Source organism: Rheinheimera sp. (assembly GCF_037442345.1).
Lineage (GTDB): Bacteria > Pseudomonadota > Gammaproteobacteria > Enterobacterales > Alteromonadaceae > Pararheinheimera.
Genome location: NZ_JBBIQL010000005.1, coordinates 40,418 through 63,287, shown reverse-complemented (window position 1 = coordinate 63,287; position 22,870 = coordinate 40,418). Strand labels below are relative to the sequence as shown.

General features: G+C 54.7%; 17 protein-coding genes. 14 read left to right on the top strand and 3 right to left on the bottom strand.

Annotated elements, in window-relative coordinates; translation table 11 throughout:
- The first annotated feature begins 38 nt into the window (after positions 1-38).
- The 7 genes from WKJ04_RS04050 to WKJ04_RS04020 all read left to right on the top strand — a co-directional run bounded on the left by WKJ04_RS04050 (position 39) and on the right by WKJ04_RS04020 (position 6,572).
- The gene (locus WKJ04_RS04050) at positions 39-1,343 is read left to right on the top strand and encodes a GntP family permease (protein WP_337879225.1); all 1,305 of its coding nucleotides are present in this window, start codon (positions 39-41) and stop codon (positions 1,341-1,343) included.
- Positions 1,343-2,506, top strand: coding sequence for a homoserine O-acetyltransferase (locus tag WKJ04_RS04045; protein WP_337879224.1), 1,164 nt, complete (start codon positions 1,343-1,345; stop codon positions 2,504-2,506). The genes WKJ04_RS04050 and WKJ04_RS04045 overlap by 1 nt, the downstream gene beginning before the upstream one ends.
- A gap of 88 nt (positions 2,507-2,594) precedes the next feature.
- A complete protein-coding gene (locus tag WKJ04_RS04040) occupies positions 2,595-2,960 on the top strand; it encodes a metalloregulator ArsR/SmtB family transcription factor (RefSeq protein WP_337879223.1) in 366 nt (121 codons plus the stop codon).
- Positions 2,961-2,975: 15 nt separating this feature from the next.
- On the top strand, positions 2,976-3,992 hold the full coding sequence (locus WKJ04_RS04035; RefSeq protein WP_337879222.1) for an ArsJ-associated glyceraldehyde-3-phosphate dehydrogenase: 1,017 nt from the start codon (positions 2,976-2,978) through the stop codon (positions 3,990-3,992).
- Positions 3,993-3,995: 3 nt separating this feature from the next.
- Complete coding sequence (arsJ, locus tag WKJ04_RS04030) at positions 3,996-5,201, top strand: organoarsenical effux MFS transporter ArsJ (RefSeq protein ID WP_337879221.1); 1,206 nt, start codon at positions 3,996-3,998, stop codon at positions 5,199-5,201.
- A 155-nt stretch (positions 5,202-5,356) separates the two neighbouring features.
- Positions 5,357-6,136: a hypothetical protein gene (locus WKJ04_RS04025; RefSeq protein WP_337879220.1), complete on the top strand. Its 780-nt coding sequence runs from the start codon at positions 5,357-5,359 to the stop codon at positions 6,134-6,136.
- Positions 6,137-6,170: 34 nt separating this feature from the next.
- Positions 6,171-6,572, top strand: coding sequence for a hypothetical protein (locus WKJ04_RS04020; protein ID WP_337879219.1), 402 nt, complete (start codon positions 6,171-6,173; stop codon positions 6,570-6,572).
- Positions 6,573-6,837: 265 nt separating this feature from the next.
- On the opposite strand, the gene WKJ04_RS04015 is transcribed toward WKJ04_RS04020, so the two are convergent.
- The gene (locus tag WKJ04_RS04015) at positions 6,838-8,310 is read right to left on the bottom strand and encodes a sulfotransferase (RefSeq protein WP_337879218.1); all 1,473 of its coding nucleotides are present in this window, start codon (positions 8,308-8,310) and stop codon (positions 6,838-6,840) included.
- 76 nt (positions 8,311-8,386) lie between these two features.
- Complete coding sequence (locus WKJ04_RS04010) at positions 8,387-11,341, bottom strand: TonB-dependent receptor (protein ID WP_337879217.1); 2,955 nt, start codon at positions 11,339-11,341, stop codon at positions 8,387-8,389.
- Between the two features lie 381 nt (positions 11,342-11,722).
- On the opposite strand from WKJ04_RS04010, the gene WKJ04_RS04005 reads away from it, so the two are divergent.
- From WKJ04_RS04005 to WKJ04_RS03990, 4 genes are all read left to right on the top strand, one after another.
- Positions 11,723-13,765: a S9 family peptidase gene (locus WKJ04_RS04005; protein WP_337879216.1), complete on the top strand. Its 2,043-nt coding sequence runs from the start codon at positions 11,723-11,725 to the stop codon at positions 13,763-13,765.
- On the top strand, positions 13,762-14,874 hold the full coding sequence (gene zapE, locus WKJ04_RS04000) for a cell division protein ZapE (RefSeq protein WP_337879215.1): 1,113 nt from the start codon (positions 13,762-13,764) through the stop codon (positions 14,872-14,874). The genes WKJ04_RS04005 and zapE overlap by 4 nt, the downstream gene beginning before the upstream one ends.
- Positions 14,874-15,617 carry a DedA family protein gene (locus WKJ04_RS03995; RefSeq protein ID WP_337879214.1) on the top strand — a complete coding sequence of 248 codons (744 nt, stop codon included), beginning with the start codon at positions 14,874-14,876 and terminating at the stop codon, positions 15,615-15,617. The genes zapE and WKJ04_RS03995 overlap by 1 nt, the downstream gene beginning before the upstream one ends.
- A gap of 178 nt (positions 15,618-15,795) precedes the next feature.
- On the top strand, positions 15,796-16,362 hold the full coding sequence (locus WKJ04_RS03990) for a hypothetical protein (protein ID WP_337879213.1): 567 nt from the start codon (positions 15,796-15,798) through the stop codon (positions 16,360-16,362).
- A gap of 22 nt (positions 16,363-16,384) precedes the next feature.
- On the opposite strand, the gene WKJ04_RS03985 is transcribed toward WKJ04_RS03990, so the two are convergent.
- Complete coding sequence (locus tag WKJ04_RS03985) at positions 16,385-16,807, bottom strand: methylglyoxal synthase (protein WP_337879212.1); 423 nt, start codon at positions 16,805-16,807, stop codon at positions 16,385-16,387.
- 263 nt (positions 16,808-17,070) lie between these two features.
- On the opposite strand from WKJ04_RS03985, the gene WKJ04_RS03980 reads away from it, so the two are divergent.
- From WKJ04_RS03980 to WKJ04_RS03970, 3 genes are all read left to right on the top strand, one after another.
- On the top strand, positions 17,071-19,713 hold the full coding sequence (locus tag WKJ04_RS03980; RefSeq protein WP_337879211.1) for a TonB-dependent receptor: 2,643 nt from the start codon (positions 17,071-17,073) through the stop codon (positions 19,711-19,713).
- Between the two features lie 61 nt (positions 19,714-19,774).
- Positions 19,775-20,482, top strand: a complete 708-nt coding sequence (locus tag WKJ04_RS03975; RefSeq protein ID WP_337879210.1) for an SDR family oxidoreductase — start codon at positions 19,775-19,777, stop codon at positions 20,480-20,482.
- A gap of 38 nt (positions 20,483-20,520) precedes the next feature.
- Positions 20,521-22,863: a glycoside hydrolase family 2 TIM barrel-domain containing protein gene (locus WKJ04_RS03970; RefSeq protein ID WP_337879209.1), complete on the top strand. Its 2,343-nt coding sequence runs from the start codon at positions 20,521-20,523 to the stop codon at positions 22,861-22,863.
- Positions 22,864-22,870 lie beyond the last annotated feature (7 nt).

The window sequence follows — 22,870 nt, the reverse complement described above, 5'->3', positions numbered from 1 at the left end:
TGCCCCAGACTAAAGCAAAACACAACAAGGGCCGTTTTATGTTGAGTCTGTTCGGTTTAGTACTGGGTTTACTGCTGCTGATCTGGTTAACCATGCGTGGGGTCAACCTGTTTATTCTGGCGCCTTTATGCGCCTTGCTGGTGGCGGTGCTGAACGGTGTCCCCTTCTGGCTGGCCGACAACCCGGCTAATTTTGTGCAGGGCTATATGGCCGGTTTCTCCGGCTTTGTCTCCAGCTGGTTTTTAATGTTTTTATTGGGTGCCTTGTTCGGCAAGCTGATGGAGCATTCCGGTGCGGCCGACGCCGTGGCTTTGGCCATAGTACGCAAACTGGGCAAACAGCGGGCCGTACTGGCGGTGGTGTTGTCTTGTGCCGTGCTGACTTACGGTGGTGTCAGTGTCTTTGTGGTGGCCTTTTCAGTTTACCCTATGGCCGTCAGTTTATTTAAAGACGCCAACTTGCCAAGACGTTTTATTCCGGCCGCATTGGGCCTGGGGTCAGTGACCTTTACCATGACCTCAGCCGGTTCACCGGAAATCCAAAACTGGATCCCTATTCAGTATTTAAAAACCACCCCTTATGCCGGCTGGGAAGTCAGTCTGGTGGTGGCGCTGCTGATGGCCGTGTTGGGCTACAGCTGGCTGATGAAACTGATCCGCACTGCCCAGGCCAAAGGCGAACAATTTGACAGCCGCGTTGCCGACCCAGTGGTGGACGACAAAACCCTGCCCCACCCGGTATTTGGGGTATTGCCGCTGTTGGTGGTGCTGCTGTTGTCTTATTTGTTGCACGACAGTATGCAACAGGCCGCTTTGATTGTGGCATTGACAGGCGGTGTGCTGAGCTTGTACCTGCTGAACCGTCAGTTTCTGAAAAACCTGGGGGCGGCCTTAGATCAGGGGGCCACAGGTGCGCTGCTGGCCATTGGCAATACCGCCGCAGTCGTGGGTTTTGGTTCTGTCGCTAAACTGACGCCGGCTTTTGCCGCTGTGGTGCAAACCATGACACACCTGCCGGGCCCGGAGCTGATAGGCGCCGCTGTGGCGGTCAGCGCCATTGCGGGCCTGACCGGCTCAGCGTCGGGTGGCCAGGCCATAGCCCTGCCAGAAATTGCCCCTGTCTATCTGGAGCGGGGTGTCGACCCCGAACAATTGCACCGGGTGGTGGCTATTTCCTCCGGCGCTTTAGATTCACTGCCACATAACGGCTATGTGGTCACCACCATTCGGGCCATTTGTGGTGAATCGCACCAGAACGCCTATTGGCCTGTGGCAGCTGTGACTGTTGTGGTGCCGCTGCTGGGCACTATACTGGCCATTCTGTTATTCCAGTGGGGGTTGTAATGAAGTGGCTGGTGGCGTTGTTCTGTACTGGTTTAAGTGTTTTGGCGACAGCGGCCGAACTGCCGCTGGTGCAAAAACAACAGTTTGATTTAGCCGAATTCAGCACCCAAAGCGGAGTGCAGCTCAAGCAGGTGAAGGTGGGTTGGGAAGCTTACGGCACACTCAATGCCGATAAATCCAATGCCATTCTGATCACCCATTATTTTTCCGGCAGCTCGCATGCCGCCGGTAAATACCGCAGCACAGACGCGGCGCCCGGTTATTGGGACGCCATTATCGGGCCGGGCAAAGCCATTGATACCAATAAATTTTATGTGCTGAGTGTCGATTCCTTGGCCAACCTCAACGCCTTTTCACCCGACGTGATCACCACGGGCCCGGCCAGCATCAACCCAGCCACCAACCAGCCATACGGCCTGAGTTTTCCTGTGGTCACCATTACCGACTTTGTTGAGGTGCAACGTGCCTTGCTGGACAAGCTTGGGATCCGCAAGTTGCATGCAGTGATTGGCCCCTCTATGGGCTCCTTCCAGGCCATTGAATGGGCGGTGCGATACCCAGAGCGGGTGCAGCGTTTGGTGCCGGTGATAGGCAGTGCCTATATCGACAGCTACAGCGCAGTGCGGCTGGAACGCTGGGCTCAGCCGATAAAACAGGACCCATCCTGGCAGCAGGGCAATTACCCACTGAACCAACAACCAGCAGGACTGGCGCGGGCGCTGGCTTATGTGATTCAGGACGCACTGCACCCACAAGGTTTTAACCAAAGTTACCCGGCGCCGGCACTGGACAGCGCTATTCACCACAGCATTAAGGCGGAGCTGCCGGCTTTTAGCCAGTTGCTCACAGCCGCCAAAGCCCGCTCCGCGCAGATGGATGCCAACTCACTGCTGTATCTGGTGCGGGCCTCCCAGCTCTGGCGCGCCGGTATGGGCGACCACTGGCCACAGGCATTAAAACAGGTGAAAGCCAACACCTTGTGGTTACCGGCCAGTGGCGATTTACTGCTGACCCCGGCCATGGCCCAAGCCAGTCAACAGCAACTGCCCGGCAGCCGCTATCAGGAAATTGGCGCGAAAGATGGCATCAGCAATGGCCATTACGACGGTTTAAGCAATATCCAGTCAGCCAGCCAGCTGCTCTCGGAGTTTCTGCTGCACTGACCCAAAGGTTCAGAACAGAAAACGCCTTTCATATATGGATAAACATATGTATACTCTTTACATATGATTATCCATATATAGGTTGGCTATGCCCTCTTCAGACGCTGGATTCGACCCCTTACTTTTTTTTAAAGCCTTGTCTGACCCAACCCGCTTGCAATCCTTGTTGCTGATCCAGCAGGAACAGGAACTCTGCGTCTGCGAGCTGGTAGCGGCTTTAGGCGAAATACAACCAAAAATTTCCCGGCATTTGGCGCAGTTGCGGCGTGATGGCATTCTGCTCGACCGCAAACAAGGCCTCTGGGTGTATTACCGCCTGCACCCGGATTTGCCAGCCTGGGCGCAGCAATGCCTGCTGCTCACCGGCCAGGCCAACCCTGAGTTGGTCACTCCCCTACTTGCTAATTTATGCCGGATGGGCGACCGCCCTGCCCGCCAACAACGCTGCTGTTAACTGCGAGGATATCGGATGAACACTATTAAAATTGGTATCAATGGCTTTGGCCGTATCGGCCGGCTGGCCTTGCGGGCCGCCTTTGACTGGCCAGAATTTGAGTTTGTGCAGATCAATGACCCGGCCGGTGACGCCGCCACCTTTGCCCATTTGCTGAATTTCGATTCAGTGCATGGCCGCTGGGTGCATGAAGCCAGCGCCGACGGCGACACGCTTCGCATAGGTTCACAACGAATTGGTTTTAGCCGCAATAAAGCCATCGCCGACACCGACTGGTCAGGCTGTGATCTGGTCATAGAGGCCAGCGGCAAAATGAAAACCACAGCGCTGTTGCAGGCCTACCTGGACCAGGGCGTGAAACGGGTGGTGGTGAGTGCCCCCGTGAAAGAAGCTGGGGTACTGAATGTGGTGATGGGCGTGAACCATCAGTTGTACAACAAAGCGCAGCACCGCATTGTCACCGCCGCCAGCTGCACCACCAATTGCCTGGCCCCTGTGGTGAAAGTGATCCACCAACAGCTGGGCATTCAACACGGCTCCATCACCACTATTCACGATCTAACCAACACCCAGTCGATTCTGGATACCCCCCATAAAGACTTACGCCGCGCCCGCGCTTCAGGTTCCAGCCTGATCCCCACCACCACGGGCTCAGCCACCGCCATTACTGAAATATTCCCGGAACTGAAAGGCCGCTTAAATGGCCATGCGGTGCGGGTGCCGCTGGCCAATGCGTCGCTGACGGACTGCGTGTTTGAGCTGCAACGTGCTACCACAGTGGACGAAGTGAATGCCCTGCTTAAAGCCGCCGCTGAAGGCGAGCTCAAGGGCATTTTGGGTTATGAAGAGCGGCCTTTGGTGTCGGTCGATTACAAAACCGACCCGCGCTCCAGCGTCATTGATGCACTGTCCACCATGGTAGTGAACGGCACTCAGCTGAAGCTGTACGCCTGGTACGACAATGAGTGGGGTTACGCCAACCGCACTGTCGAGCTGGCGTTGTTGGTCGGCCTGGCCGATCAGGCAGGTTAAACAATGAGTGCAGCACTGAAGCAGTACCTGCTGGTGACCGGCAACTACTGGGCTTTTACCCTGACCGACGGCGCTTTGCGTATGTTGGTGTTGCTGCACTTTTACCAGCTGGGATACAGCCCGCTGCAGCTGGCGTCGTTGTTTTTGCTGTATGAACTCTGCGGTGTGGTCACTAACTTAGTTGGCGGTTACCTCGGTGCCCGTGTCGGCCTGAATAAAACCATGAACCTGGGTTTGGCCCTGCAAGTGCTGGCGCTTGGCATGCTGCTGGTCCCGGCCGACTGGCTGACGGTCGTTTGGGTGATGGCCGCTCAGGCCTTGTCGGGTATTGCCAAAGATCTGAATAAAATGAGCGCCAAAAGCGCTATTAAACAGCTGGTGCCAGCCGGGGCCGACAGCATGCTGTATCGCTATGTGGCAGTGCTGACCGGTTCAAAAAATGCACTCAAAGGCGCCGGCTTCTTTTTAGGTGGCCTGCTGCTGACGCAACTGGGCTTTCAGGGGGCTGTAGCCGCGATGACGGGCGCTTTAGCGCTGGTTTGGCTGCTGAGCCTGGTGCTGCTTACACAAGAACTCGGCAAAAGCAGCTTTAAACCCAAATTCAGCGATTTACTGGCGAAAAGCCAGGCCATTAATGCGCTTTCGGCCGCCCGGCTGTTTTTATTTGGCGCGCGTGACCTGTGGTTTGCGCTAGCGCTGCCGCTGTTTTTAGCCAGTGAGCTGGGCTGGAGCCAACAAGGTATCGGCACTTTTATGGCCTGCTGGGTGATTGGCTACGGCATAGTGCAAACGCTGGCCCCTGCCCTGACAGGTAAAAAATCCGGCCGCATGCCCGAGCGCAGCGCAGTGATTGGCTGGGCTTTTTTGCTCGCTGCGCTGCCTGTGGCACTGGCCCTGACACTGACATTCGTCCTGCCGGATCAGTGGCCCACAGAGACGTTGCTGGTCGCAGGCCTGCTGTTATTTGGTGCCATCTTTGCGATTAATTCGTCACTGCACAGCTACCTGATTGTGCGTTATGCCACAGCCGACGGCGTGTCGCTGGATGTCGGTTTCTACTACATGGCCAATGCGATGGGGCGGCTGATCGGCACCTTGTTGTCCGGTTATTTATTCCAACACTATGGCCTGGTTGCCTGCCTGTGGGGCTCCGCCGTTTTTGTCCTGCTCTCAGCCAGCTGCGCCCGCTGGCTGCCAAAATCCGCCTGACGGCCCTATTGGGGTGAGGCCTTGAATTTTGCGTTGCAATGCAAAATTCAAGGCCTTGCCCCTGTAAACAAAGTTGTTTAAAAACAGTAAACTTGCTGCTATAAAAGCGTGTTTATCAAATTAGTTTCCACTGGATTTTTAACTAAGGACAGCCCATGAAAGTTTTTGTTGTTCTGGCATTCAGCCTGCTGCTCAGTGCCTGTGTCAGTACCTATGTTCCCCCAACCCCCAGCCTGAATTTACCTGCAAAAACTAAAATTGGTGTTTTGGTAATAGCTGGTGACAGTACCAAACACAGTCATGTCGGTACCACTATCTTCAATAACTTCGACACCAGCTATGCGTACAACTGGCACATGGCGGACAGCATCTTTACCACCTTAAAAAGCCAGCTGGAGCAGCCCGGGCGTTTTGAAGTGGTGGACCTGAGCCGATGGAACCAAATGTCGCTGCAACCACTGGATTTTGTCGACGTACAGAATAAAAACTGGCAATTCAACCCGGCACCTGAACTACTGCGTCAACGCCTGCTGGCCGAGGGCATTCAGGTGGTGATCAGTGTCTACGAGACGCCATCCCTGGCCTTTTTGCAATGCAGCAGTTATGGCTGCAGCGAGTTTTATAGCCAGGGCTATGGCCTCTTTACCCGCAGTTTTTTAGGTATGGATATGTATTTCAGCTCTGCGGCTTTTGCCATCAGTGTGGAAACCATCCATCAGCCGGTGGATTTGACGCTGATGCCCAAACTGGAAGCGCTGACCAACTACCAGGCCAAACATAAAGAACTGGGTGATTTTGAGGATCCAAAAGACTTTAACAACATCACCGCCGAAGAAATGGAACCAGTCCGCCAGAGTATTCTGACCTACTTCAGCGGCCTGGGCGCACAAATCAAGGCGTACCTGAATGGCGAAGACCTCGGCAAAACCAGTTAAGTAACCCGCAAAAGCTATACAGAGGAGCAGGAGTATGAAGCAAAAACACATCGCTGCGTTGCTGGTACTGCTGGTTTCGGCCTGGGTTCAGGCCACAGAACTGAACGGCAGCTGGCAGTTGGTGGAAGGGGAATATCTGGATGCTGAAGGCCAATTGGTGTCGTATCAGGATGTCAAAATGACAGCACAAAAAGTGTTGTCGGACCACCACTTCAGTTTTACCTCCATGCGTGACGGCAAATTCTGGGCGGCCGGTTCAGGGACCTACAGCACCAAAGCGGGCCACTACACCGAAACGCTGTCGTTGAATTCGTTTGGTGAGGCCAGCGGTGCACAGTTTTCCTTTAGTTACACAGTGGAAAATGGCGTTTGGACCAACTCACGCTGGAAAGAGGGCAAACGTGTGGAGTATGAAGTCTGGCGGAAACTGGAGTGATCCACAGTGTCACGCCAAAACAAAGGAAGGCTTAGCCTTCCTTTGTTTGTTCTGGTGTATCCAGATAAAAATGCAGTTGCTCAGGCAATAAATACCCATCAAAACTCAACAACTGCACATAAGTTCTCCAGAATGCTGCACTGAACATAGCGACCTCCCAGGGTGGTGACTGCACCTTAAAGTATAGTCCGCTGCACCAACACAGCAGCACTGAACGCCGGCTTGCTGAATGAAGTCAGATTCAACAAGGGCGGGCAAAGCCGGGTTAAGCACCCGGTCCCTGCCCCATGTGCCATGCCAGCTGCCATTGGCGAAAAAACTCCGGGTAGCGCTCCGCCGCAGGCCTTGGGGGGGTAAACAGTGGTTGATGCACCTGGCCGACACTGGCGGTTTGCACCGGCGCCCGGTTCTGGTAAAAGCTCAGCATGGCCGGCTCGAAAGGCAGTTGCAGATGCTGGCAGATACGCCGTAGCGTCTGTTCGGGCGAGTTCAGTAAATCGGCATAGTCCACCGTCAGAATGCGCTCCGGGTACAGGGCCAACCAATGCTGCATCAATTGCCGTTCCAGCCTTAGATAACTGGCAATGTCGTCAGCTCGCCAGCTCCAGTCTGCCTGCTGGCGGAAATTGGTTTTGTAACAGGACCAGGCCGTTTCAGCGTCGTCACGGCGGATATAAATGGCTTTGCCTTGCGGAAACAAGGTGGCCCAGATATCAAAGTACTGGGTCAGGTTCAGCGCTTTATCGACAATAGCACCTTGCCCCGGCGTACGTTCGCCAGCCAAACGCAGGTACAACGCAGCCATATGCTCCAAAGCGGCGCCCGGTGCGCCATGCACCGCCAGGTACTGGTTAAACTGGCTGAGTTGGCTCCGGCTTAAATGCATACAGCTGACGGCCAGCGCCGGGTGTTCAGCCGCCGCATTCAGTGCACTGTGACAACCGAGCATTTGGCCGAGCAAGGTGGTGCCGCTGCGCGGTACACCTAAAATCGCCACTGGTGGTTTAGCGGCGACAACACGGTGCTGGCGCTTTGGGTTTGGCCACTGGCTGTCGGCCATTAACTGCTGTACAAACTGCTGATGCTCCGCCGGCTGATAACGGCTTTGCGCCGCCGCCAATGCCGCACCTTGCTGGTAGCATTGCCAGGCTTGCTGGTAGTCGCCACGGTCGTCCCAGGCTTTGGCCATGGCGTAATGAAAATGCCGGGCTTCGGCTTGGGCTGGCTGCAGATGCTGCTGATAGGCCGCCGACAAGCGGCTAAAGGCCTGCTCGTCTTTGGCAAAGTTCACCATACTCGCCAGCGTCAGCCAGCTGATGCCAGATTGCGGGCTTAAGCTCAGGGCTTTTTTAAGCTCAGTAACCGCCGCTGCAATAGCGCCGGTTTGCGATTTTGCCGTGCCCAGCAAATGGTAAATACCTGGGTAAGGCAAACCTTGTTGTGCCTGCGGCTGCACCAGCTGAATGGCCAGGTCTGGCTGGCCCGCTTCGGCGTATAAACCGGCGCATTGCAGCAGTTCATTCAGCGTCATTTCTTTGCGCTGACGGAATTGGTCCAGTAACAGGCGCGCCAGGGCCAGTTCACCAATTCCAATAGCGACTGCCGCCAGTGGCAGCTTGTTTTGTGGCTCAGATAACCCGGCCAGATACTGCAAAATTGCCTGCGCTTCGGCTCTGCGGCCGGCCCGAACCGCCGCCATTAAATCGTCGGTCTGATAAAGAGGGTGAGCTTGGGTCATGGGTAAGCTCCATAAAAAAGCCGGAGAGGGAAAACTCCGGCTTTGGTGTGACTCACTAGTGATGCTCAGTCTAACCTCAGAACTTCACTTCTGCACTTAAACGCACATAACGTGGGGTCTGGAAGGCCGTTGGCAAACCGTACAGCGCGCTGGTCTCGCCAATGTACCGACCTGTCTCCGGGTCTTCATTCGCATAAATCTCGTTCACTTCGTTAAACTCAGTGGCACGCAGGTTATTGAATACGTTGAATACATCAGCACGCAGGACCAGGTCTGTCCCAGCCAGATCCAGCGCATAAGTCGCGGTCAGGTCCAGCGTCCAGCTGCTTGGCGTTCTGCCCATAGCACCACGGGACGACAACTGACCGTTGTGGACAAAGGATTCCGCTTCATACTGCGACGCGAATACATCAGTCGGGTGGAAACCGAACGAGCTCAGGGGGCGGCCCGATTCCCAGCGGAAGTTGGTACCTAAAGAGAAAGCGTCGGTCAGTGCATAAGAGGCCTGAATTTTCACCATATGGCGGCGGTCATTCGGCAGGTTGCCTGACGCGCCGTCAACCAGACCTGGCTGGTCATAGTTGGTGGTGCCACCGGCATCGTCCTGGCCGTTGTCAGAGCGAACGAAACCTTCGTTGTTACCCCAGCTGTGTGACCAGGTGTAGGTCGCATCTAACATCCAGACATCATCAAAAGCACGCTTGACGTTAAAGTCGATGGCGCCGTACTGACGTTCGGCTTTCGGGTAACCCAGCAGGTTGGCCGGAATGGTGTATTGCTGGTTTGGCAGCGCACCGTCACCGTCCGGGTCTGTGGTGATGGTCACGTCTTTACCCGGGTTGGTCAGCACGTAGTAGTGGAAACCTGAACACATGGTGCAGCTGGAGCCAAACTCTTGTTCCAGGTACTGGTTAAAGCCGTAGTCAATCGCCACGTCTTCCAGCGAGCTCTTCAGATCACGGTAAGTCCCTTTCACGCCGACTGACCAGTCGTCATCCAGCATGGTTTCAAAGCCCAGAATAAACTCGTCCTGGTACATAGGGTCAATGTCGGCATTGACTGTCTCACCAGTGCCTTTTAAGGTGCCGTCTGAATAAACCGTTTTACCTATTGGCGAATCCAGATCAACAATAGGTGAGAAGTCCGGGTTTACGCCTAACAGGTTGTACGTGGTCAGGGTGTACAGCTCGTCACCGGCCAGACGGATATTGGTGTTGGTGGCCACGGGCAGGAAATAACGGCCATAGTTGGCAAACACTTTGGTTTCGCCTTCACCGGTCAGGTCATACACCAGGCCGACACGAGGTGCCCACTGGTCTGACACATCAATAAATTTCTCACCGGCTTTATTGAAGTTCTGGAACTGCTCGTTACGTAAACCAATACGGGCCGTTAACTGGTCGGTGACAGACCAGGTGTCCTGAATGTAGTACGCATTCGACTTGGTCTGGAAGTCACCCGTGTTGCGGTATTCATTAAAACGTACGCGGGTACAACCGGCATTGATCAGGTCACGCTGCGAGGTAAACGCAGAATCACAGCCAATGTACTGATACAAAGCCCCACCGACACGGCCAGTCGCTTCTTTGGCCGTCATGTCTTCATAGTCGATACCAAAACGCAGGCTGTGGTCATCATTCACATACCAATCCACGTCAAACCGCATGGCTTCACGTTTGTCGTTTTGCATGGTGGGTGTAGACAGCGCGTAAGGTGTTAACTGAATGCCAGCGGTTAAATCTGTGGCCGCCACACCTGTATTGCCTGTGTTCAGCTCGCTGTACGAGGTTTTATTCACGCCATATAAAGCGCTGATGGTTAAGTCATCCGTCAGGATACCGGTGTACTGCACCGCATACGACTTACCGCCGCCTTCCAGCACGTAATCACCAAAGTGTTCACCACGGCTGTTTTCGCCAAAACTGTACGCATATTTGCTGGCTTCCAGCTCAGTGGAGTTATCCCAGCCGGTAAATTCCAGAATATGGTTCTGGGTGATGTACCAGTCAATTTTGGCAGAGTACAACACATCGCCGGCATCGCGGTCATAGGCCAAATCGTCCGTGGTGTAATCGCTGACGCGGTCTTTGTAGTTGACTAAACCGAAGAAGAACAACTTGTCTTCCACCAGAGCACCGCTGGCCCAGGCGTTGTAGTTGTTTTCACCGATGTCGTGGTTGCTGTTAATTACATAATACGGCGTACCGTTTTCATTGATTTGAGCCGCGTCGCTCAGAATCACGTCCGGACGCTCAGCGCGCAGTGACGACGGCTCAAAATAAGCGCTGGCGCCGGATTTAAATTCATTGGAACCGGATTTAGTGCGGGCGTTCACCACACCACCAGTGGAACGGCCAAACTCGGCAGAATAACCACCGGTTTTCACTTCAAACGACTCGTACATTTCAAATGGCAGTTCAGAACCACCCAGACCATTACGGAAGTTGGTCACGTTCAGGCCGTTGACATAAAAGGCGTTTTCGCCAACAGAGGCACCGCCAAACGAGGCGAGGTTACCGAAATCAGAGTCACCTTTGGTGGTGCCCGGAGCCAGCAGCGCTACAGACGCCAGGTCACGTGGTACTGGTACTTTGGACAGGAAGTCCGCATTGACCACAATTTCCGCTTCGGCTGAACGGGTGTCAATGGCCGCCACACGGGAACCACGCACCTGAATGGACTCCACATTGCCTTCCGGCAGCATGGTCAGGTTCAGACTGGTGTTGCCACCGGCTGAGACCGTAAACTTTTCTTCCGCGACCACCTCATAACCGGCCTTGGTGGCTTTCAGCGAGTAAGCACCTGGCGGTAACAGCGGGAAACGGTAAGCGCCGTTGCCGCTGCTGTTGACTGTACGGGTTAAGCCGGTTTCCAGGTTGACGATGGTGATCACCACGTCACTGACCACCTGGCCGTTCTGATCCTGAGCCTGGCCAATTAACGTTCCGCGCGATGCATCTTGTGCGAATGCGGGTGCAGCAGCACCCAAAGACGCCATGACCGCTACTGCGGTCAGCGTCTTGCTAAACATGTTTTTTGTCATTTATAAGTTCACTTTGGCTTGTTGTACTACAGAAAAAAGGCGCAAAAACACTATTGCGCGGCGTGCGGTGTACCACCTGACACTTTTGCTTACAACTCAGAAGCCCCGCAATGGGGGGCCGTTAGACGCAGCTTGCAGACCGCTCAGCGCAAGAAATTCGCTGCAACCCAGCAAAAGCAAAACTTCACCAACACCTAATATAAGCAGATGTTCAGATGGCTAAATTCGCGGCAAACAGCGCAGAAAACCAGCAACTTGTCTGACTTGATCCCAAGTGACAGGCAAGCCACAGCAAAAGGCCGGGCAGAAGGTTTGCAGCCGGTCATGGCTGTGTTAGTTTTTGCCAAACCAAAACAAAGGGACACCCCAATGAAAGTTTCTGCATTTTGCGCCGCGCTGCTGTTGACGGGCAGTCTTCAGGCGGCTGAACCCATCACGGCTGAGCACCTGTGGCAGGTTGCCCGGCCAGGCAACCTGGAGCTGTCACCCGACGGCAGCCAGCTGGCCTTTACCCTGACCCGCTTTGACCTGAACACCGACAAAAGCAACGCCGATATTTACCTGCTGAATTTGCGTTCGAATCAGCTGCAGGCACTGACTTCGCATCCGGACCCCGATACCAGCCCGATCTGGAGCCCAAACGGCCAGCAGCTGGCGTTTTTATCCAAACGCGGTGCTGACAAGCCGCAGTTATTTGTGATGCCACTGACCGGCGGCGAAGCGAAAAACCTGACCCAGTTACCGGTTGCGGTGCAGCAGCCGGTCTGGTTTCCGGACGGCCAGCGCATGTTGTTCCTTGCTGATGTTCCCAAAGGCTTTAATGGTGATTTCACGGCGCTGGCCACCCAGCTGAAGCAGAAAAAGCAGCAGCATGTAACAGCCAAGGTGACCGAAAACCGGGTCTACCGTTACTGGGACCACTGGCTGACCGATGACAGCTACCCGCATTTATTCAGCCTGAATGTGCAAAGCGGCGAGATCACCGATTTAACCCCAGGCTGGGACCGCTGGTTCAGCCTGAATGGCGGCGCTGAATTTGAGTTATCGCCAGACGGCCGTTTTATCGCTGTTAGCGCCAATACCAGCCCGGCGCCTTATGACAAACTGAACCAGGATATTCTGCTGCTGAAAACAGACGGTTCAGGCCAGTTTACCAACCTGACGGCCGACAACCCGGCCGACGACAGCAAGCCACACTTCAGTCCGGACGGTAAATACCTGTACTACGGTGCGCAGCGCAGCACCAGCTTTTCATCCGACAATGTGCAGCTGACCCGGCTGGAGTTGGCCAGCGGTAAAAAAGACCCACTGACCGCCCAACTGGATTTATCTGTACAGGACTGGCAGACCGACCCAAGCGGCCAGACGCTGTATTTTTCTGCCGCCGACCGTGCCAAAACCGCCTTGTACAGCAGGCCGGCAACTGGTGGTTCAGCAACACCAAAGGTGCAGCAGATTTTCCGTCAGGGCGACAGCCAGGACTTGAGCGTGGCTGGCGGCCAGCGGCTGTACTTTATCCACCACAGCCTGAACCAGTTGCCTGAACTCTATAGCCTGGACAACAAAGGCCGCACCCTGAAACAGCTGACCCGTATCAACAGCGAACTGCAGCAAAAACTGGCCTGGGGCAAAACCGAAGATGTCAGCTTTGCCGGTGCGGAGGGAAAACAGATACAAGCTTATGTGACCTACCCACCCAACTTTGACCCGGCGAAAAAATGGCCGTTGCTGAACGTATTGCACGGCGGCCCACACAGTTTCAGCGCCGACAGCTTTGGCTACCGCTGGAACCCGCAGGTGTTTGCCGCGGCCGGTTATGTGGTGATCCAGCCGAATTTCCACGGCTCCACCAGTTTTGGTCAGGCCTTTGCTGAATCCATTCAGGGCGACCATGCCAGCAAACCTTTTGCCGACAGCGAAGCCGCTGTGGACTATATGATTTCGCGTGGCTTTATTGACGCCACCCGGCTGGCTGCTGCTGGCGGCAGCTACGGCGGTTATCTGGTCAGCTGGATAGCTGGCCATACCGACCGCTACAAAGCGCTGATCAACCACGCCGGGGTGTACAACCTGATGGCACAGTTTGCCTCTGACTCCACCGAACACAGAGTAAACGCCTACGGCGGTGCGCCCTGGGATGGCCTGCCGAACCTGCTGCAGTCGAGCCCGGCCATGTTCGCCGACAAATTTGTTACGCCCATGCTGATTATGCACGGCGAGCAGGACTACCGGGTGCCTGTGACTCAGGGGCTGGAGATTTACGGTGTGCTCAAAGGCAAAGGGGTTGACGCCCGGCTGGTGTATTTCCCCAATGAAAACCACTGGGTGCTGAAACCCAATAACTCGCTGTTCTGGTATCAGGAGTTTACCGGCTGGTTGCAGCGTTATGTTCCAGCAGGTCCGACCGATTGATCCCCTCGCTTAGTGCGCGTTATCAGCAGCAGGTGCAACAAGGCCTGCTGCAACAGGACGCCGGCCAGCAGCAGGCGCTGGCACAGCTGGAGCTGCGGCTGCAGGCACTGATCCAGCACCAGCCTATGCAGGGCCTGTATCTGTATGGCCCGGTTGGCCGTGGCAAAACCCTGCTGATGGACTGGTTTTATCAGGCCATTCCGGGCGAGCGGAAAAACCGGCTGCATTTTCATCACTTTATGGCCGCCGTGCACAAAGCCTTATTCAAGCTGCAAGGCCAGAAAAACCCGTTGCAACAGCTGGCACAGCACTGGGCGGCGCAGTATCAGGTGCTGTGTTTTGACGAGTTTTTTGTCACCGACATTGCCGACGCCATGTTACTGGCTAACTTGTGGCAGGCGTTATTTGATGCTGGCGTGATGCTGGTAGCTACCTCCAACTGCGCGCCGCAACAGCTGTATCAGAATGGCCACAGGCGCGAGCGCTTCGAGCCTTTTATTGCATTGCTGCAACAGCATTGCCAGATACTGCAGCTGGACGCAGGCCAGGATTACCGACGGCTGGGCGCCGCGTTGCCGCAGTATTACTGGCTGAATACCGACACGCAGACCACGCTGCAACTGGCTTCGCCTTACACTGGCCAGCTGTCTGCCCCCACCGAGCTCCTGCTGAACCAGCGCCGCCTGCCCTGCCTGGGTCAGAATGAGCAGGCCATTGCCTTTGAGTTTTTTGCGCTCTGTGGCGAGGGCCGCAGCCAGCTTGATTATATGCAGCTGGCCAGCCATTTCCGGCTGGTACTGCTCTGTGGCGTGCCGGCCTTTCGTGCTGACGTTCAGGCAACAGTCACCCAGGGCACGGAAGATGGCTATCAGCGTGACGCTGTTGCCGGCCAAAGCGCCCTGCTCGACAATGAAGCCCGGCGTTTTATTGCGCTGGTGGACGAATGTTACGACCGGGGCTGCCTGCTGCTGTTAAGCGCCGAAGTTCCGGTCGAGCAGTTATACCAGGCCAGCCAGTTGCAATTTGCCTTTGCACGCACCATATCCAGGCTGATTGAAATGCAGCGCTGGACGCCGCCCACCCGATCTGAGCTCAGCAGGAGATCCTAATGGAGCAGTATTTACATCAGCTACTCGACCAGTACCAGCATCTGGCGTTACTGATCCTGTTTGGTCTGGTGTTTTTTGAATCTGTGGCTGTGCTTGGTTTGTTGCTGCCTGGCACCGCGCTGATGTTCAGTTTTGGCCTGCTGATTGGCTCAGGCCAGATAGGGTTCTGGCAGGCCTGCCTGGTCGGTGCCGCTGCCGGTATTCTGGGTGACGGTTTGTCTTATCTGGCAGGCCGGCATTTCCGCCCTCAGCTGGAACGCTGGTCCTGGCTGGCCAAACAGCAAAAGCAGCTGGATAAAGTGCGCGCCATGTTGGATAAAAGCGTCTGGCTGGCCATTATTGCCGGCCGTTTTATTGGCCCCAGCCGGCCTTTGTTGCCATTGCTGGCCGGTATGCTGCAACTGGCACCAGCCCGTTATTTTCCGGCGTCCATTCTGGCCTGTTGCCTCTTTCCTGTGGCTTATTTCCTGCCCGGTATTCTGGCCGGTGTCGCCTGGCAACTCAAAGGCACCAATCTGAGCTGGTTTTATCTGTTGCTGGCAGGTTCTATTGTGCTGGCGCTGTTATCCGCCTGGTTGATTACGCGCTATCTGGGGTCTACGGAACCAGAGGAAAAACCCCGTCAGCCCTGGTTTTGGAGCTCCTTGCTCAGTGCCCTGCTGACCGCTTTTTGTCTGTTCGAACTTAGTCAGCACCCGGCCACCCCCATCTACCTGAAGCAGTTGTCTGGGTTGATGTTTTGATCACATAACGCCTTTTGTGCTGAATAATCGACATTCCTTTTTTGACGATCACAGCGCCACAACACCCTATGAACCAAAAAAGGAACACTTCGCTTCTCTGTAGGTTCTGTTGCTGGTAGTGTACAGGCGTTTTTGTTGTGGAAATCGCCAGCTACATGCTTAAGGAAGAGCTAAAAAAATGAGATTTTTCAATCACCTTATCGTCTACACCCCATTTCTGGTTTACTTTCTGTGTTTCCTGCTCAATTGGTATTTTGAATGGGAAATTACCGGCGCACTGGCGGGCACGCTGTTGACTTTGCTGGTGGCTGGCGGCTGTTTTTATAGTGGCCTGAAACGAACATCACCCAACAGAATGCACTTAGCACAAACCTGGATCTCGTTAATGTTTCTGAATTACCTGTTTGGCCCTGTGGGGAAAGATTGGAATGTCGAATCGCATTTCCGCTCGGGTTCACATCTGTACTTTGTGCAAACCAATAATCTGGCGGGGGCAACATCCGGAGTCACCGCCAAAATCAGCGTCATGGACGGCCATTTTTTGCTGCATAACAAACGCGCGTTAAAAGTCGCTTACAACTATGACACCGCTGAATTTATTCAGAAAGAAACTCGATTGATTGTAAAGCTGGGGCGAACCTATATGGTCGAAAGCAAAGATTACCCACCCCATCTCTGTTTTGAACTAAGCCCAGAACAGGCAACAGAAACAGACTGCGCTTTAATCACCACCCCACAGCATTAGTGGGGTGTTTTCTATCTTGGCTTTACAGTCGGTTATTGTGCGCGGAAAAATCCGGCACCGTGCGCTGGTAGTCTTGCGCCACTAAGGTGGAATGCACAATAAAGTCCGCCGTGGCTTTGTTACAGGCCACCGGAATATTCCACACTACGGCCAGCCGGATCAGTGCTTTGACGTCCGGGTCATGTGGTTGTGATGACAATGGATCCCAGAAAAACACCAGCCAGTCGATTTGTTGTTCGGCAATTAAAGCGCCAATTTGCTGGTCGCCACCTAAAGGGCCACTGGCCAGGCATTTCACCGGCTTTTGCAGTACATCCCCCAATAAGCGCCCTGTCGTGCCCGTCGCCACCAGCTCTTTGTCCTGGAAAAAGGCCGCATGCAGTTTTACCCACTCCAGCAATTCCGCCTTTTTCCCGTCGTGCGCAACCAAAGCTATTGTTTTCATTCTGAGTTCTCGTCATCCGCTAATCAGGCTTGTTGTACCACAGCCCATCATTGGGTAACAGAGTCTGCTGGTTTTACCAGAGCAACAGGTAATCGCTTTCTTAATTTATTTTTTTTAAAAACATATAGTTGATAAATATTAACCTGTATGAACCAAATATTTTTTGGTAAACGTTTTCCTTAAGTGGTATAAATAAACACCAGTCAGGTCGCCAGACTTGGACAACAACAAAAAACATCACTTCGGTACGACAGGGGTAGGCAATGACAGTTCGATTCCAGAAAACTGCTGTAGCACTGGCTATGGCACAGATTTTATTCGCTCAACCGCTGCTGGCTCAGCAGCAAGACACTGAACAAACAGCAAAAAAAGCCGAACCTTCAATTGAGGTGATTGAGGTACGTGGTTTTGGTGCTTCGTTAAGCAAATCTTTAATGCAGAAAAAACTGGCTGAATCCACAGTGGAAATTGTCACCACGGACGATTTAGGCCAACTGCCGGATGTGACCATTACCGACTCTCTGGCCCGCCTGCCAGGCATCGCCGCTGAGCGTGACCGGGGTAATGCCAGCAGTATTTCCATTCGTGGCTTGGGTGCCCGTTTAAATGCGGCCACCATGAACGGCCGCGAAATTGTCAGTGCCGAACCCAGCCGCGACGTGCGTTACGAGCAATTCCCGGCCGAACTGATTAACTCGGTTGAAGTGTACAAAAGCCCGCTGGCGTCGAACCTCGAAGGCGGTATTGCCGGTCTGGTCAATATGAATTTCATCAGCCCGCTGGCCAAAGACAAACGCATGATCACCATCACCGGTAACCTGATGGATTACCCGATGGCCGACGATCTGCCAGGTGCCGATGGCACCGGCAAAAAAGGGTCGTTCTCGTACGTCGACCAGTGGACCGACAATTTTGGGGTGGTGTTTGGCCTGACCTATCAGGACCAACCCTCAGTACAACGTGAAACCGCCTCGTACTCCTACAATAAAACCGACGCCGACATGGGCGACGTCAATGGCGATGGCATCAAAGAAGTGGCGCCCTGGGGTGGTAAAGCCGGCACCAAGATGGGCAACAACGAACGCGTTGGCAGCCTGATGATTCTGGAATGGCAGCCGACAGACGCGCTGAATTTCAAATACGACCTGTTTTACTCTGAGTTCGATATTAAAGAACGGGAAGACCAGTTCTGGTTTGACGGCTGGGGTAACTGGCAGGACAGCAGCAACTGGAACTACAACAACTCCGCCACAGCCCCGACTATTGTCACGAACGCCGATGGCAGCCAGCAAATTACCGGCGGTGGCCTGTTATGGGGCGCGCATTCCGCCAATAACGCCACCTGGTTCCAGAAAAACGATTTACTCAGCACGGGCCTGAAAACCACCTTTACCGGCGATGTCTGGACCTCTACGCTGGATATCGGTTACTCAGAAGCCAGCATTGAATCGCGTTGGGTCAACCTGACCTCAGCCTACAACGGCCCAACCCCGCTGGATATCAGCTGGAGCAATGCCGGTGGCCGTTTAGGTATTTGGGTGAATGAAGACATCGGCAACCCGGATTATTACACCTTAACGGGCATGACAGTGGACACAGACCGTGACCTGACCGATGAGATGGTGTCTGTGCGCACCGACTTTGAACGTGGCCTGGACTGGGGTGTGGTGGAAAGCCTGGTGCTGGGCCTGCGTTACAGCGACCGCGACAAAGACAATGACGTGCAAAGCTGGTGGCAGCCTGTGACCAACAGTGGCCTGACCGATTACGGCGTCAGCTACAGCATGGGTGGCGATTTCACAGCGCCGGCACTGTATGGCATGAAGAACTGGGATCAAGTGGTCAGCGACGCCTTTGGTGGCATCGATAACCGCAGTGAACATGAAAAAACCGACACAGACCGCGTGTCGTCCTGGCATGTGACGGAAACCAATACCGCCGCTTATGCCATGTTCAGAATGGCAGGCGAGCTGGGCGATTTGCCTTACACCGGTAACTTTGGGGTGCGTTATGTCCGCACCGACTCCACCTCCAGTGGTTACCAGTTTAAAGACGGCGTCTACTCGCCAGTGTCGGTTGATCATGACTACGACGAAATTCTGCCGGCGCTGAATATGATCTTTAACCTGTCAGACGAAGCACAGGTGCGTTTCGGTCTGTCACGTGCCTTATCCCGTCCGCCACTGATTGAAATGCGTTCGGGCTTCCAGCTGGACGCACAAAGCCCGGTAAAAACAGGTTCAGGCGGTAACCCAAGCCTGGATCCATTTGTGGCCAACCAGGTGGACCTGGGCTTTGAATACTACTGGTCGGAGAAACATGCGTTTTCAGCCTCCACCTTCTTTAAAGACCTGACCACCCATATCGGCAGCGCCACTGAGCCAGTGACCATTGACGGCGTGGTGTATCAGTTTACCGGCCCCATCAATGGTGAGGGTGGCCAGATTAAGGGCATAGAGCTGATGTATCAGCGCGCGCTGGATATGTTGCCAGAGCCGTTCGATGGTTTAGGCTTCTATGCCAACTACTCACTGACCGACAGCAATGTGTATGAGTTTGTACCGGCCGATAACCCAATGCCATTGGGTGGTTTATCCAAACACGTGGGCAGCCTGACGCTGTGGTACTACAAAGCCGGTTATGACGCCAAGCTGTCGTACAACTACCGCAGCGCCAATACCCGGGTCGGCAGTTGGACACCCACGGAGATCACCCGTGCTGATGCCGAGGCAACCTTAGACGCCAGCCTGTCGTACGAAGTGACCGAAAACTTCAAAGTGATGCTGCAGGGGCAAAACCTGACCAACGAGCCTGCGGTCACCTACTTTGACAATGATCCAAGCCGTCCGGCCAATTACACCGAGTGGGGCCGTCGTTTCCTGCTGGGCTTCCAGCTGAATATGTAATTCCCACAGACGTAACCAGACTGGCCCTGCGTGGCGGGGCCAGCTTTCCGAGGTAAATGTTGTGACTCTGCATTCCCCCCACGTACTGCTGACAGGTGCCTCCTCCGGGCTTGGCCGTGCCATTGCGCTGCGTCTGGCGCAGGCTGGTTACCGGCTCAGTTTATCTGGCCAGAATGCGGAAAAATTACAACAAAGCCTTAATCAGTTGCCAACAGACAGCCAGTTGCAGGCCAAAGCCTTTAATCTGGCGGAACCAGAGCAAGTCGACGCCTTTTATCAGCAGGCCATCCGTAGTTTTGGCCCGGTCGATGTACTGGTGAACTGCGCCGGTTTGAATAACAGCAGAACGCCTGCTGATTTGCCCGACTGGGCTGCACTGGAGCTGATGCTGCAGGTGAATTTTAAAGCCCCTGTGCAACTGATGAGCCTGGTGCTGCCGGCCATGCGCCAGCAAGGCCGTGGTGACATTCTGAATGTACTGTCGACTGTCTGTTTATTTTCCAACCCGGGTATTGCCGCCTACACCGCCAGTAAAACCGCACTGGACAGCTACAGCAAGGTGCTGCGCAAAGAGCTGACCGGCAGCGGCGTGCGGCTGATGTCGCTCTACCCCGGTGGCATTAACACCCAATTTCGCGCCACAGCACGGCCGGATTATCTGTCGGCCGATGAAGTGGCCGACGCCGTGCTGATGATGTTGCAAAGCGCCCGCACCAGCCAGTGGCATGAGCTGGTACTGCGGCCTGCAGCCGAAACCAATTACGGCTGAAGTCAGCAGCAATGGCCCTGATCAAAAGGAATAACCCAGTGTTAACACGAGTGATGCAGATTTTATGCTTCAGCGCCATGATGGCCGCCTGTACCCCCCAAACATCGACAGAACAGCCTGCCGCCGTCAGTGCGGCCACAGAGCTGCAGCTGAACCTGCACTGGCAGTTTTTTAAAAGCCAGGTTGCGGACGCGGATTTAACCCAGGCCAGCTGGCAAGCTGTCACTTTGCCACACACACCACAAATCGAGCCTTTGCTGGTGAATAACCAATGGCAGGGCTTTGCCTGGTACAAACGCGAGCTGACCATTGCGCCGGAATGGCAGGGGAAAACGCTGTGGCTGCGCTTTGAAGGCGCGATGAACCATGCCGAGGTTTATCTGGATCACCAGAAAATTGGCGAACATTTAGGGGGTTACCTGCCCTTTACACTGGACCTGACCGGCAAGGTCAGCCCAGGTACAACCCATCAGCTGCTGGTGAAACTGGACAACAGAGACAACGCCATTACAGGACCAAAACCACTGCATTTGCTCGACTTTAATACCTATGGTGGCCTGTACCGCGACGTGCGCCTGCTGGTGAAAAACCCGGTGCATATTACCGATGAACAACTGGCCAACCAGGTGGCCGGTGGTGGTATTTTTGTGCGTTACCCTCACATCAGCGCTGAAGAAGCGCAAGTGTCCGTGCAGACTGAACTGGCCAACAGCGGCGCTGCAGAAGCGGTGGTCACTGTGCAGCAGCAGTTGTTTTTTAACGATCAGCTGGTGAGCACCACAGCACAACAGCTGACACTGGCCGCCAACAGCAATCAGCCACTGACCCAGCTGTTAAAGGTGAAGCAACCTGCGCTGTGGAGCCCGGACGCGCCACACCTGTACCGGCTGGAAACCTCAGTGCTGCACCAAGGCCAGTTACTGGAGCAGCAAACGCAAAAAATTGGCCTGCGCCAGTTCAGCTTCACGGCCAATCACCAGTTACTGATCAACGGCAAAGTGACCTTTCTGCGCGGCGTGAACCGCCACCAGGAACACCCGCATGTGGGGTATGCCACCTCCGCCACTGCCGATTACCGCGACGCCGTGCGGATTAAATCGGCGGGTTTTGACTATGTCCGGCTGTCGCATTACCCGCATTCCAAAGCCTTTATGCAGGCGGCGGATGAGCTGGGCCTGGTGCTGATGAATGCCATTTTAGGCTGGCAGTATTACAACCCGGACCCGGCTTTTATTGCGCACACCATACAAAGCTGCCGTGACCTGATTCGCCGCGACCGTAACCATGCCAGCGTGTTGGCCTGGGAATGTTCGCTGAATGAATCCGACATGCCGAAAGACTTTATCGCCAGCCTGCACCAGACGGTGAAACAGGAATACCCGGGCGCCTATTCAGCTGGCTGGCAACATGGTTATGACATGTACCTGCAGGCCCGTCAGCACCGCCAGATGCACTATGAAACCCCGACTCAGCCGTACAATGTGTCCGAATACGGCGACTGGGAATACTATGCCCAAAACGCCGGTTTGGCCCAAGACAGCTGGGCCGATTTAAAAGAAGAAGAACGCACCAGCCGCCAGCTGCTGAGCCATGGCGAAAAACGCCTGCTGCAACAGGCACGCAATGTGCAGGAAGCGCATAACGACAACCTGAGCACCCCGGCTTATGCCGACGGCTATTGGGTGATGTTCGATTACAACCGCGGTTATGCCAACGACCTGGAAGCGTCAGGTGTGGCCAGCATTTACCGTCTGCCGAAATACAGCTATTTCTTCTACCAGAGCCAGCGCAACCCGGCCACTCAGGCCACGGCTTACCAGGCTGGCCCTATGGTCTATATTGCCAGCGACTGGACGGCCGACTCCGCCCTGGATCTGCGGGTGTTCAGTAATGCCGAAGAAGTGGAGCTGCTGCTCAACGGCCAACTGGTGGCCCGGCAGAAACCGACACAAAACCAGTATTCCACCCATTTGCAGCATCCGCCTTTTGAATTCAGGCTGCCCGCTTTTGCGCCTGGTACCTTAACAGCCCGCGCTTATATCGGCGGCAAACAGGTGGCGGAGCACCAGGTCAGCACACCGGGCCAGGCCAGCACTATTCAGTTGGAGCTGGATACTCAGGGTATTACCCCTGTTCCGCACGACGTGATTTTTGTCCGGGCTTATCTGAAGGATGCCAATGGCACCACAGTGCCCATGCAGGGTCAGCAGGTGCAATTTAGCAGCACGGGTGACGTGCAGATTTTAAACCCGGATGTCACAGTGACTGAGCAGGGTATTGCTACAGTGGTAGTGCGCCTTGGTGAACACTTCAGCGGGGCCAGCATTCAGGCCGGTGTGGCAGCGCTGTCGATACCGGCACAACAAATCACATTTGAATAAAGGACTG